11 protein-coding genes are annotated in these 12,136 nt (G+C 60.0%); 6 read left to right on the forward strand and 5 right to left on the reverse strand.

Annotation, left to right across the window (positions count from 1 at the left end; all coding sequences use genetic code 11):
- Positions 1-550: 550 nt before the first annotated feature.
- From DVK01_RS19625 to DVK01_RS19635, 4 genes are all read right to left on the reverse strand, one after another.
- Positions 551-949, reverse strand: coding sequence for a PIN domain-containing protein (locus tag DVK01_RS19625; RefSeq protein ID WP_049944728.1), 399 nt, complete (start codon positions 947-949; stop codon positions 551-553).
- An 893-nt stretch (positions 950-1,842) separates the two neighbouring features.
- On the reverse strand, positions 1,843-2,610 hold the full coding sequence (locus DVK01_RS19630; protein ID WP_121538455.1) for an IclR family transcriptional regulator: 768 nt from the start codon (positions 2,608-2,610) through the stop codon (positions 1,843-1,845).
- Between the two features lie 257 nt (positions 2,611-2,867).
- Entirely contained in the window at positions 2,868-3,029 is a 162-nt protein-coding gene (locus DVK01_RS21935; RefSeq protein WP_157829453.1) for a hypothetical protein, read from the reverse strand.
- A gap of 115 nt (positions 3,030-3,144) precedes the next feature.
- A complete protein-coding gene (locus DVK01_RS19635) occupies positions 3,145-4,179 on the reverse strand; it encodes a galactitol-1-phosphate 5-dehydrogenase (protein ID WP_121513604.1) in 1,035 nt (344 codons plus the stop codon).
- Between the two features lie 346 nt (positions 4,180-4,525).
- On the opposite strand from DVK01_RS19635, the gene DVK01_RS19640 reads away from it, so the two are divergent.
- The 6 genes from DVK01_RS19640 to DVK01_RS19665 all read left to right on the forward strand — a co-directional run bounded on the left by DVK01_RS19640 (position 4,526) and on the right by DVK01_RS19665 (position 11,293).
- Positions 4,526-5,968 (forward strand): extracellular solute-binding protein, encoded by a 1,443-nt coding sequence (locus DVK01_RS19640; RefSeq protein WP_007190035.1) that lies wholly within the window; start codon positions 4,526-4,528, stop codon positions 5,966-5,968.
- 36 nt (positions 5,969-6,004) lie between these two features.
- On the forward strand, positions 6,005-6,937 hold the full coding sequence (locus DVK01_RS19645; RefSeq protein WP_007190034.1) for a carbohydrate ABC transporter permease: 933 nt from the start codon (positions 6,005-6,007) through the stop codon (positions 6,935-6,937).
- Positions 6,937-7,815 (forward strand): carbohydrate ABC transporter permease, encoded by an 879-nt coding sequence (locus DVK01_RS19650; RefSeq protein WP_007190033.1) that lies wholly within the window; start codon positions 6,937-6,939, stop codon positions 7,813-7,815. The genes DVK01_RS19645 and DVK01_RS19650 overlap by 1 nt, the downstream gene beginning before the upstream one ends.
- Before the next feature lie 91 nt (positions 7,816-7,906).
- A complete protein-coding gene (locus DVK01_RS19655; protein WP_101351961.1) occupies positions 7,907-9,067 on the forward strand; it encodes an ABC transporter ATP-binding protein in 1,161 nt (386 codons plus the stop codon).
- Positions 9,068-9,131: 64 nt separating this feature from the next.
- A complete protein-coding gene (locus DVK01_RS19660; protein WP_121538457.1) occupies positions 9,132-9,785 on the forward strand; it encodes a class II aldolase/adducin family protein in 654 nt (217 codons plus the stop codon).
- 32 nt (positions 9,786-9,817) lie between these two features.
- Complete coding sequence (locus DVK01_RS19665; protein WP_101351959.1) at positions 9,818-11,293, forward strand: rhamnulokinase family protein; 1,476 nt, start codon at positions 9,818-9,820, stop codon at positions 11,291-11,293.
- Between the two features lie 5 nt (positions 11,294-11,298).
- Here the strand turns inward: DVK01_RS19665 and DVK01_RS19670 are convergent, their stop codons facing one another.
- The gene (locus DVK01_RS19670) at positions 11,299-12,072 is read right to left on the reverse strand and encodes an SDR family NAD(P)-dependent oxidoreductase (RefSeq protein WP_121538459.1); all 774 of its coding nucleotides are present in this window, start codon (positions 12,070-12,072) and stop codon (positions 11,299-11,301) included.
- Positions 12,073-12,136 lie beyond the last annotated feature (64 nt).

Consider the following 12,136-nt stretch of genomic DNA (forward strand, 5'->3'; position numbering starts at 1 on the left):
CCGAGCTCCTCGCGATGGATATGGCAACCGCCGAAGGACTGCTGGAGAAACGCTACGTCGGTCTCGATCTGCTGGAGAACAGCGACCACAAAGCCGCGACGGGTGGCGTCACACCCGTTGTGGTGGAGTCATCGCCCTAACCCTGTGACACGCACCGAATAGAACGACAATCGCCACTGAACCGACGCTGTCGGACGCGGTGGCACGTGCCCTGCCGCCGCCGACGCCGCTGCCTGCTAGCTGCAGGAACCGGGAGCGACCCCCTGTTTTCAGGAGTGTAGTGAGTGGTCGTAACACGAACGGAGCGACCACAGCGATTCCAGTGGTCACAACAGGTGTGACTGGGTAATCTCACCACTGACCTGCAGTCCTGAGAGTGGCCCCGTGACTGGTCGCCAACTCTCTCGGCCTGCCCCTCCTCATTCACAGACGACTGTCCAGTGCCTACGGTCGGAAGCCCTCCAATTGGGTAGTCGCGAAATCGGCACTGTGAGTAAGCGGTTGGCGATGTCAGTATCTGCATAAAGCGTGTACAGTCAGTCCCAGCAGGCTAAGACGACTCTTCAAGTACTTCCTCTGGTCGTACTGCCCCCTGTTCGACAAGTTCTCTATCAAACGAAACCAACGTTCCCTCGATTGCGTCAGCTGCTGTCAGAACAAGTGCGTCCATTGGGTACAGGAGGGTGTCAGACTGGAGTTGGTTTGCAGCTAGCATATCCGATGCGTCGGGAAACGTGACTGTCGTCCGTGAGGTGATTCGGGCTTCAATCTGGTCAACCCGATCGCGCTCGAATTGCTTTTTCTTACTGAGAACACTACGCAGTTCCATCAAATTGAGAACGGAGACATGGAGGTTCTCAGTGGTATTCAGTAGCTCGCGGGCTGCTGCTGATTGCTCACTGTCCTGTGTGACAACTGCAATGAGAATTGGAGTTCTACTACACGTTATGCTCTGTCTGAAACCGGGTTATATCATGCTGAAGTAGAGCCGACCTTCTTCTAAAAGCCAACAGCCCCCAGTGTGGCTTCAGATGTATGCTTGGTAGTGGGCTTCTTGGAACTAAGCTGTCGAACTCATACTGATGGCTAAGAATCTGGACCACCAGTGCGCCCCGACTGTTGCACACAACTGCGAGCAGGTAGCGACGAGAATTGGTACACATATCCTCATAATGGGCCAAAATATCTCTATATCCAGCATTTATCGGTAAATAGCGGATGATTGCTATATCTAACCCTAATATTGGATAAGATGGAATTGTTTTGCCGATTTATGCATTTATTGTTGACGATAGCGAGACATTTGGAAGCCACTCGCAATTTCTAAGCCCAGTATAGATGTCGCCTGATACCCGCATGGCTTTCTGAATGATTAGTTCTTCTCTAAAGAACATGATATGATCTACAGCAATAACACCCCAGAACAGTGCTTTATTTCGAAGTAGCGAGGCAGACGAGCAAGCTGTCCTGCCACTACGGTGTGGGAGGTTGCTTCCGATCTGGGTAAACACTACTCACGGTTGTGAACACATGGAAACTGAACGTCTCTGCTGCTGGGGCCCAATCGGTAGACCTGATATGCAGATATCCCACAGCCGTGCGCCATCTTTCCCGTCAATTCGGTGTCTGCTCTTGCAATCGTTATAATATAATAATCATGGTCACTATTGGTGATATTAGTTTGATAACATTTGAAATAAAATCTCCCGTACTGTTCAAATGGTTCTGGAGAGAGGTGGTAGGATTAAACGGCGCATTGGACACAGTACTCAATTGCACCAATTGAATGGTTGTCGTTGAACATATAATATAACAGTAGTACGTCTGTTATTTCTATGACCTTCAGTTTGGTGTGAGGTCGATCTGAATGGATTTCGTCGTGCTGAGGACTTGCCCAGTGATATCTTCTCTCAGGTATCGGCCGTTCAGGCGTTCAGCAGGGCCAGCGATCCCCAGCGCAGCGATCCGGTTGGCACCGACATCAGGGAGCGGGGCAGCAACACCGACGATTCCCTCATACTGTTCTCCCCTGCAGAACGCGATTCCGTCGTCGCGGATTCGTCGCAGTTCCTTGGTGAGTTCATCTGGATCCACGATAGTTGCGTCAGTCGGTGCAACAAGATCCGTTTCATCGAGAACCGATTCGACGCGATCACTCGGGAGCGACGCCAGCAATGCTTTACCCATGGCGTTGACGTGAAGTGGTAATCGTTCGCCCGGGCGAAACGGGACTGACCAACCGCCCTCAGGTTCGGAGATTGACACCGGGACACCGGCCGTTTCTTCGAGGACGAACACCATGGTTGTTTCCCCTGTTGCCGCTGCGAGATTGTCCAGTTGTTGCTTCGCCGCCTGATAGAAACGAAGTCCCTCACGCGTTCGCTCACCGAGAGCCAGTGGACGGAGCGACGCCTCATACTTCGCCCCGCGCTTGACCACGTATCCGGCCGCACGTAACGTAGAAAGATGGTTGTGGACGACGCTCTTGGAAACCCCGACGGTATTGCCAAGCTCTGTGACGCCGACAGGTTCTGTCGCGTCGACAAGTGCTTCGAGAATCGCCACGGATGTCTGGGTTGCTTCGACCGCATATTGTGGTTCGTCAGTCATTGGACATCATTTCGACTCACGGTGTAAAAAGCCTGTTCACTAGAGCAGAACAACTTTAATCATGTGAGCCAGTACCGCAGAGAATTCTGCATTATTTATTGGAATTGATTAGATTGCTACGATGCCAAAATGCCGAAATTTATACGTTCTTCTCTACAGAACGGATATGTTCAGATCGCAGCTACTTCACCAGCGTGTAGAAAACGCCTGCTTCAGGCCGGCCAGACCATTTCAGGAGCATCAACGTCGTGAACGATTCAGCGAAGCACCCAGCGACCGATATCCTCGCCAGGCCGACTCGAGGGGGACAGGAAATCCGCAGTCACGAGGCTCTCTGTCGACGAAGCGGCAAGCGTGTTGGCGAACTGCTCGGCGAAGTACGGCCCGACGAGCACGCCGTCCGGTTCGCCTGCAAGCACCGCATCAAGCGTGGCCTGAGAGTCTTCGAACCGTCGATCGCTCCAATACCGATACGGTTGTCAAGCGCCACTACGACCGCGTTTCCAGACGCAGTATCGAGGAGGTCGTACTCGCTCACTCGGAGTCCCCTGGAATGACTACTTTCTTCAACCCCTCGGCGTTGCCCATCCGTTCAAACGCTGTCGGGAGGTCGTCAAGCCCGATACGTTCAGTGATGAGAGTCTCGGCGTCGATGCGGTTGTGTCTGAGCAGTGTTATCGCTCGCTCGAAGTCCTCGGTCGTCAGGGAGAACGAGCCGCGGTAGTCGACTTCGTCGAAGAAGACATCGAACGGACTGATTTCCATCGTCTCCTCCTGATCAGGGACGCCGAAGATGAGTGTCGAGCCACCGGACGCAGTCACAGCGTTGGCCTGCTTGATTGTCGGAACGAGCCCGATAGCCTCGGCGCCGACGTCGACCGGTCCGCCGGCCGCCGCAGGGAGCGCTTCCTCGGGATCCTCTTCGTTGGGGTCGACGACGGCATCTGCGCCGAGGTCGGCAGCCAGCTCTCGTCGTTCGTCATCGAGTTCGGAGACCACAATCGGGGCAGCGCCAGCGTTGCGGAACGCTTGTAGGAGCAGCAGGCCAATCGGGCCAGCGCCGATAATACCGACACTGTCTCCAGGTTTGATGTCTGTCTGCTCGACGCCGTGGACACAGCAGGCGAGCGGTTCGGCGAGTGCGGCCCGTTCGAATGACATGTCGCCGATGTCTTCGACGTTGATCGCCGGGACACGGACGTATTCAGCGAAGGCACCGTCGAGGATGGTGTCACCGGCACCGCCGATGCTCGTGTTGTTCTTACAGAGGTGCGTCTCCCCCTTCTTGCAGTACGAACAGGCGTTACAGGGGACAGTGGGGTTGATTGCGACGCGATCTCCGACCTCGAAGCCCTCAACGTCGGCACCGACTTCCGCAACAGTCCCGGCACCTTCGTGCCCCAAGACCAGCGGAGTCTCGGCGGCGAAGGTACCGTGGTACATGTGATAGTCGGTCATGCAGACGCTACAGGCGCCGACCTGAACGAGAACCTCGTCATCCGCAGGGTCCGGTCGGTCACGCTCTTCGACCGTAATTTCGCCGACATTGGTCAACGTGCTGGCCCGCATCAGTTCCCCTCCATCGGTCGAGTCGCGGTCGTCACTACAGCAGTACCTCGGTCGTGAGTTGGTGTTGGTCGGGTCATGAGTCGTCTGGGCCGTAGCCCGTTGTCACTGGTCCAGCTAAGCTGGACGCACACAGCGGACTTAGCCTCAATCCGTACTATCGTAGTTTTCGGACCGCGTATTAAAATCTTGCCACGGTCTCCCCTAATCGGGCGACGGATGAATTCGTAGATAGTGGCGTCCCAGTACTGCATACCGTCGGATCTCCCCCAGTGAGAGGGGTATTCTACCTTACAGATGATTACCTTTATTATGGATCGGTAATTCGATAGTGACGAGGCAAACTGGCATGACCAATTCCAACAGGCGGACGTTTCTGAAAGCGACAGGTGTCGGACTACTCAGCGGTCTCGCTGGCTGTACACGGGGCGGCGATGGCTCAGATGGGAGTGGAAGTGATGGGTCAAGTGGGGGTAGTGATGGCAGCGATGGCGGAACCAACACCGACGGAAGCGACGGTGATCTCGCGATTCCGCTCAGCGAGTACGAGGACGCCGATATCGACTGGCGACAGTTCGAGGGGTCCTCGATCAACATCGGGGCCGTCCAGCACCCCTGGGTTTCGGCCATCAAACCCGCGGTCCCGGTCTTCGAGGAACTGACTGGAATCGATGTCGTCTGGAACGTCTTACCGGAGCAGCAGTTCCGGACCAAGCGCCAGACTGACGTCAGTACCGGTGCCGGGCAGTTCGACGTTTTCTACATGGACCAGGTCGTCAACCAGTTTCGTGAAGAAGGCTGGATCCAGCCGCTCGACCCGTTCTTTGACGACGGCAGCCTCTTCGACGAGGACTGGTACGAGCCTGACGACCTCTTCGAGGCGTCGCGGTGGCAGGCCCATGGTGGTGGCTACAGCGACACATGGACGGGAATGCCGATTACCGTCGAAGTCCAGACGCAGTTCTACCGCAAAGACCTCTACGACAAGCACGACTTGGAGGTCGCGGAGACGCTCGAACAGTTCCGACAGAACGCCCAGACCATCCACGAAAACGAGTCGGACGTCGTCGGCACCGTCGGCCGCGGCGACAAGGGCTACGGGATGAACATCTACATCCTGAACACGTTCCTGCGAGAGTTCGGCACCTCGCTGTGGACCGAGTTCCCGACAGACTCCGGCCTCGACTCCGACGGCGTCATCGACGCCGCCGAGTGGTACGTCAGCCTGCTCCAAGACTACGGCCCGGAGGGCGCGTCGACACAGACGTGGTCGGACGTGCTCTCGACGATGCAGGAGGGCCGCGCCGGCCACATCGTCGCCGACGCAAACCTGTTCTGGCCCGGACTCACCGGCTCTGACTCCTCGGTCGCTGACAGCATCGGTATCGCGAAGGCTCCCAGCCCGGCTGACGGCCAGTTCTCGCCCAACGCATTCAACTGGCAGATCTCCACGTCCAAGAACGCACAGAACTCCGAGCAGGCGTTCCTGTTCATGGTGTGGGCGTCCTCACAGCCGACCAACACCTGGATGCACGTCGAGGGCGACGCCGCGTTCTCCGTCCGACAATCCGTCTGGGAGAACGACGAGTTCCGCTCGCGCGTGGGCGAGAACTTCGCGCAGGTCACGCTCGAATCCCTGCAGGAAGCGGCGCCGGACCCCTTCGACCGGAAGTACCCGCAGTGGGGCCAGCGCTACTCCGAGGAACTGCAGCGCGCAATAGCCGGCCAGAAGTCCGCTGAGGAAGCGATGACTCAGGCGGCGTCCATCGCGGAAGACATCTACAGCAATTAACTCTAAGCCACACCTGCGCCAAAATAAACCCCACAAATGAGTACACCAACGCAAACGGAAACGACACCACAATCGACCTTCGCCAGGCTACGGGACCTGTGGAACGACTACCTCCCGTACTGGTTCATGGCACCGATGGTCGTGGTGATGGTGATGATCACCTTCTTCCCCGGTGCCTACGACCTGTATCTCAGCCTCATCGCGGAGCCGGCACTCGACGTGTTTTCGGCCGAGTTCGTCGGACTGCGAAACTTCGAGACGGCGTTTACCCGCGGCGGCGCGATTCACTCGTTCGTCATCACGATTACCGTCGTCACCTGTGCACTGCTCCTTGAAACCGCGCTCGGGTTCCTCCTCGCCGCGCTCGTCGCCGGTGTCGGTTCCAACCGGGCGAAGTCGTTCTATCGGGTGTTGTTCATCATTCCGATGGCCGTCGCCCCCGTCTCGCTTGCGACCATCGGCCGGATCATGCTGAACAGCGAAATCGGCATCATTCCATACGTGATAAACACCGGAACCCCGTTCGCAGCACCGAACTTCCTCTCTGATGTCCCGCTGCTAACGGTGATCCTTCTTGACGCGTGGAACTGGACGCCGTTCATGTTCATCATCTTCTACGCCGGCCTCTCGTCGGTGCCGAAGACGCTCATCGAGGCCTCGCGGGTCGACGGCGCGCCGATGTGGCGGCGCTACGTCCACGTCATAATCCCCTACATGAAGCCCGTCGTCTTCGTCGCGACGCTCATCCGGCTTATCGACCTGTTCCGTACCTTCGGCGTGGTGTACGGCCTCACGGGCGGCGGCCCGGGGACGGCGACCCAACTCGTAAGCATCAACATCTACGAGCAGATGTTCATCAACAACCAGATTAACGTGGCCGCGGCGATAGCCATCGTCTACCTCGTCCTCGTCGTCGCGCTGTGTAACGTCATCATCGCGAAGGTCGGCTTCGAGGGGGTGTGGGACTGATGGCGACGACTGACGGCGATTCCCCCACCGCTTCACAGCGACTCGACAAGGACACCCGGGAGACGCTGGTCACGGTCGTTCGACACACGATTCTGCTGACGTGGTCGTTCATCGTGCTGTTCCCGCTGTACTGGCTCGCCTCGATGTCGCTGAAGCCGCCGGGCACAGCGAACTCGCTGCCGCCTGACTGGATATTCCTGCCGACGGTGTACAACTACATCCAGCTGATTCAGGACTCGGGGTTCGTCGCGGCCTTTGCCAACAGCCTCGTGATGGTGTCGGCGTCGGTCGTCCTCGTCTTGCTTATCGGCGTGCCCGCCGCGTACGTCCTCTCGCGGTACGACATCCCGATGGAGCGGGACGTGCTCGTGTGGATACTCTCTTCGCGGATGCTCCCGCCCATCGCCGTCGTGCTCCCGTTCTTCATCATCTTCCGGGAGCTCAATCTGTTCGACACGCGCATCGGGATGGTGCTGATGTACGTCAGCATCAACCTCTCGCTGGTCGTCTGGGTGATGAAGGCGTTCTTCGACGGCATCCCCGAGACCTTGGAGGAGGCGGCCCGAGTTGACGGCGCGACCCAGTTCCAGGGTTTCAGGAAGGTCGTCCTGCCGGCGGCCAAGCCGGGCATCTTCTCGGTGGCCATCATCAGCTTCATCTTCGCGTGGATTGAGCTGCTGTTCGGGCTCGTGCTGACGAGCTTCGAGGCCGTGCCAGTGACGCTGTTCGTCTACTCGTTCATCGGCTCCCGCTCCATCGAGTGGGGGATGCTCGCGGCCGCCTCGACGGCGATGATCGTCCCGGTCGTCATCTTCCTTATCGCGGTCAACAAGTACCTCGCAGCCGGCCTCAGCTTCGGTGTGGTGATCAAAGAATGACCACGCTGTCCACACCACGAAGGGCATCGCCCGCAAACGACGCCCCTGCGGCGGCGGTAGCTTCAACTAGCCGCACATCGGAGGCAAAATAATGGCAAAGATCACAATCGACGACGTTACGAAGCGATTCGGTGAAGGAGATGAGTCAATCGTCGCCGTCGACGACGTCTCGCTGGACATCCGCGATGGCGAGTTCATCGTCTTCGTCGGTCCGTCCGGGAGCGGGAAGTCAACACTAATGCGCATCGTCGCAGGGCTGGAGACGCAAACGGAAGGCGACATTCACATCGGCGACGACCTCGTCAATCAGCTCGGCCCGCGCGCCCGGGACATCGCGATGGTGTTCCAGAACTACGCGTTGTACCCCAACATGACGGTCGAGGAGAATATGTCCTTCGGGCTGAAGATGTCGACGGATATGTCCGCCGACGAGATCGAGGAAGCCGTCACGTCCGCCGCCGAGATGATGGATATCGATATGCTGTTGGACGATAGGCCCGGCGAACTCTCCGGGGGACAACAACAGCGTGTCGCGCTCGGTCGCGCAATCGTCCGCGACCCGAACGTGTTCCTGATGGACGAGCCGCTGTCGAACTTGGACGCGAAGCTCCGGGCGGAGATGCGCACCGAGATCAACCGACTCCAGAACGACCTCGACGTGACGACGCTGTACGTCACCCACGACCAGACGGAAGCGATGACGATGGGCGACCGACTCGTCGTCCTCAACTACGGTGAACTCCAGCAGGTCGGGACGCCGCTGGAGTGTTTCTACCGCCCAGCCAACCAGTTCGTCGCCGGCTTCCTCGGCTCGCCGTCGATGAACTTCTTCGAAGGCACGGTCGAAGGCGGAACGCTCCGCGCGGACGGCTTCGACTTCGACCTGACCGAGAGGATGCAGTCCTCGGTCGGGAGCCGCAACAACCTCGTCCTCGGAATCCGGCCAGAAGACATGGCGCTTCACGACCGAGCGAACTCGGGCCACGAGTTCGAGGCCGTCGTCGACGTCGTCGAACCGATGGGGAGCATCTCCTACGTCTACCTACAGGCGCGGGCACAGAGTCATGAACAGACGTTCATCGTCGAGACGGACGGTCAGCGGCCAATCAGCGAGGGCCAGCACGTCTACGTCGAGATTCCCGACGGAGATGTCCACCTGTTCGACGCCGCCAGCGGCGAGACGATCCACCAGCGCCAACTCGGTGACGACGCGGAGATGGCGCTCGAAGAGCAGATGAAACCCGCCGAGTGACGGCAATACCCGCCGTCATCATCCCACTCGCCCCAACCGACCGACAGTTATCGACACACGACACATGACAGCTCAAGACATTTCACACTACGAGACGCGTAACGCTATCTGCGAGTACGGCCGGAGCCTGCTCGACGACGACCTGACAACCGGGACTGGCGGAAATCTCAGCGCCCGGCTCGACGAGAATCACATCGCGATCAGCCCGTCGGGAATCCCCTATGGAGAGATCGAACCGGAAGACGTTCCGATCGTACACACGGACGGCACTGTCGTCGAGGGCGACGTCGACCCGTCGACGGAGCTACCGATGCACCTGGCCGTCTACCGCGAGCGACCGGCGGTCGGCGGCGTCGTCCACACCCACTCGCCGTACGCGACGACCTTCGCCTCGCTTGGCGAGTCGATACCGGCCTCGCACTACCTCCTCTCGTTTACCGGGACAGAGGTCCCCGTCGCCGAATACCGGACACACGCGACCGAAGAACTCGGCGAAGCGGCCGTCGACGCGCTGGGCGAGTCGTTCAACGCCACGCTGTTGCGCAACCACGGCGTGCTGACCGCCGGCGAGTCGCTGGACGACGCCTACACGGTCGCGCTGATGGTCGAGTACTGCGCCCGCATCCACCATCAGGCCCGGGCCATCGGCGAGCCGGAGATCCTCCCGGACGAGGAGATCGACCGGCTGGCCGACAAGCTCGACAGCTACGGACAGTGACCACCCGTGCGAACCACACCTGAAAGCATCCCATGAACCACGTCGCAATCGACATCGGCGCGAGCGGCGGGACGGTGTTCCTCGGCGAGGTGACCGAGTCCTCGTTCGCGGTACAGGAGGTCCACCGGTTCGACAACCGACCCGTCGAGCGGGACGGCCGCTACGTCTGGGACGTCGACACGCTGGTCGACCACATCGGCGACGGGCTCCGGGCTGCCGACGACCGCGCCGACGGCCTCGACACGGTCGGTATCGACACCTGGGGGCTCGACTTCGGACTCCTTGCCGACGGCGAACTGCTCCGGGACCCGGTATCATACCGCGACCCCGAGTCAACGGCCACGCGCGAGCAAGTGTTCGAGGCCGTCGGCAAGCGGCGGCTGTTCGACGCGACCGGCATCACGAACTGGAACACGCCGAACACGCTGTGGCAGCTCCATACCATCGCCAAGCGGGAGCCCGAACGCCTCGAAGAAAGCGACGGCCTGCTCATGATGCCACAGCTTCTGTCAACACGGATTGGAGGGGTGCCGGTGGGCGAGGTGACGATTGCCTCGACCACGCAGATGGTCGACCCCGAGGAACGAACGTGGGCCATCGACCTGCTCGACGAGTTGTCGGTTCCAACGGACCTGCTCCCGGACCTGTCCGAACCCGGACAATGTCTCGGGGCGGTCGATGACGACGTCGTCTCGGGGTTGTCTTCCACACCGGAGATCGTGACTCCGGCGAGCCACGACACGGCGGCGGCTGTCGGCGGCCTCCCGCTCGTCGAGGACGCCGCGTTCCTCAACACCGGGTCGTGGTTCGTCCTCGGCGTCGAGCGCGACGGCCCGGTGCGGACGGACGCCGCCTTCGAACAGGCCGTCTCGAACGAACTCGGCGTCGACGGGTCCGTCCGGCTCCTGAAGAACATCAACGGCTTCTTTATGCTCGAAGAGTGCCGCGAAGCGTGGCGCGAGGCCGGGAAGTCAGTCGACTACGGCGACCTGCTGTCGGCCGCCGAGAAGGCCCCGCCACGGACCGCACTCGTCGACACGGACGCCGACGCGTTCGGCATCGACGAGCCGATGCCCGACCAGATTCGGGCCTACTGTCGCCGAACGGACCAGCCCGTTCCGACAGGGCAGGGCGGTATCGTCCGCTGTCTCCTCGACAGCCTGGCGGCGAAAACGGCGCTGGAACTCGACGCGCTCGCGGCAGTCATCGATGATCCACCATCGCGCATTGTTCTCGGTGGCGGCGGCGTCCGGAACGAACTGTTCTGTCAGTTACTGGCCGACGCCACCGACCGCCCAGTGTCGACTGGGCCAGTCGAGGCGACGGCTGTCGGAAACGTCCTCACACAGGCCGTCGCCGCCGGAACGGTTTCTGACATCGAAACCGGGCGGCAGTTGGTCGAGTCGGCGTTCGAGACGACGACATACGAACCGGGTACCACTGGCGAGTGGGCCGACGCAAAAGATCGGTTGGCTGCACTGACCGACGACTCGCTGTCCGAAGTCTGACGCTTTCACCGCGAGGTGTAGCCACCGTCCATCACGACGGTCGACCCCGTCATGTACGACGACGCGTCCGACGCGAGGTAGACGACGAGTTCTTTCAGTTCCTCAGGCCGGCCGAGTCGGCCCATCGGCGTGTTTTCGAGCCATGTCTCCTCCATCTCGGGGCTCTCTTCGAGCACTTCGTCGACGAGTTCGGTCCGCATGTAGCCGGGCGCAATAGCGTTGACGCGGACGCCCTGCTCGCCCCACTCGACCGCCAGTGACTGGGTCAGCATCCTGACGCCGGCTTTCGTCGTGTTGTAGCTGGCCTGTTTCTGTGGGACGTTCACGTCGAAGCCTGACATCGAGGAGACGTTGACGATACTCCCCTCGCCCCGTTCGAGCATCTGCTGGCCGACGTGTTTGGCACAGAGGAAGACGCCGTCGAGGTTGACCGACACGACCCGCCGCCATGACTCGATGCTCGTCTCCTCCGCAGGGGAGTTCTCGACGATTCCGGCGTTGTTGACCAGTACGTCGATCGGTCCGAGGCGGTCAGTCACGTCTTCGACCATCGCCTCGACCGAGGCCTCGTCCGTCACGTCGACCTCCGTCGCGATGACATCTGTTTGACCGTCGAGTTCTGAGGCCGTCCGTTCCGCCTTCTCGATGTTCACGTCCGCGATAGCCACGTCGGCCCCCATCTCGGTGAGACCGGTCGCCATCTGTTTCCCGAGGCCCTGCGCGGCACCGGTGACGATAGCTGTCTCTCCGTCGAGGGAGAAACTGTCAAGTACACTCATGCGTACGCTTGGTGCTCCGGCAGCCTCCAGCATAAATGTACGCCTAGCTCTGTCATACGCCCTG

It is taken from the genome of Haloarcula sp. Atlit-120R (assembly GCF_003665885.1).
GTDB lineage: Archaea > Halobacteriota > Halobacteria > Halobacteriales > Haloarculaceae > Haloarcula > Haloarcula taiwanensis.

Bases quoted from the DNA above. Each gene is read 5' to 3' on its own strand.
- DVK01_RS19650 (WP_007190033.1), top strand. From the start codon at position 6,937: ATGGCGACGACTGACGGCGATTCCCCCACCGCTTCACAGCGACTCGAC.
- DVK01_RS19670 (WP_121538459.1), bottom strand. From the start codon at position 12,072: ATGAGTGTACTTGACAGTTTCTCCCTCGACGGAGAGACAGCTATCGTC.
- DVK01_RS19665 (WP_101351959.1), top strand. From the start codon at position 9,818: ATGAACCACGTCGCAATCGACATCGGCGCGAGCGGCGGGACGGTGTTC.
- DVK01_RS19655 (WP_101351961.1), top strand. From the start codon at position 7,907: ATGGCAAAGATCACAATCGACGACGTTACGAAGCGATTCGGTGAAGGA.
- DVK01_RS19660 (WP_121538457.1), top strand. From the start codon at position 9,132: ATGACAGCTCAAGACATTTCACACTACGAGACGCGTAACGCTATCTGC.
- DVK01_RS19635 (WP_121513604.1), bottom strand. From the start codon at position 4,179: ATGCGGGCCAGCACGTTGACCAATGTCGGCGAAATTACGGTCGAAGAG.
- DVK01_RS19645 (WP_007190034.1), top strand. From the start codon at position 6,005: ATGAGTACACCAACGCAAACGGAAACGACACCACAATCGACCTTCGCC.
- DVK01_RS19630 (WP_121538455.1), bottom strand. From the start codon at position 2,610: ATGACTGACGAACCACAATATGCGGTCGAAGCAACCCAGACATCCGTG.
- DVK01_RS19640 (WP_007190035.1), top strand. From the start codon at position 4,526: ATGACCAATTCCAACAGGCGGACGTTTCTGAAAGCGACAGGTGTCGGA.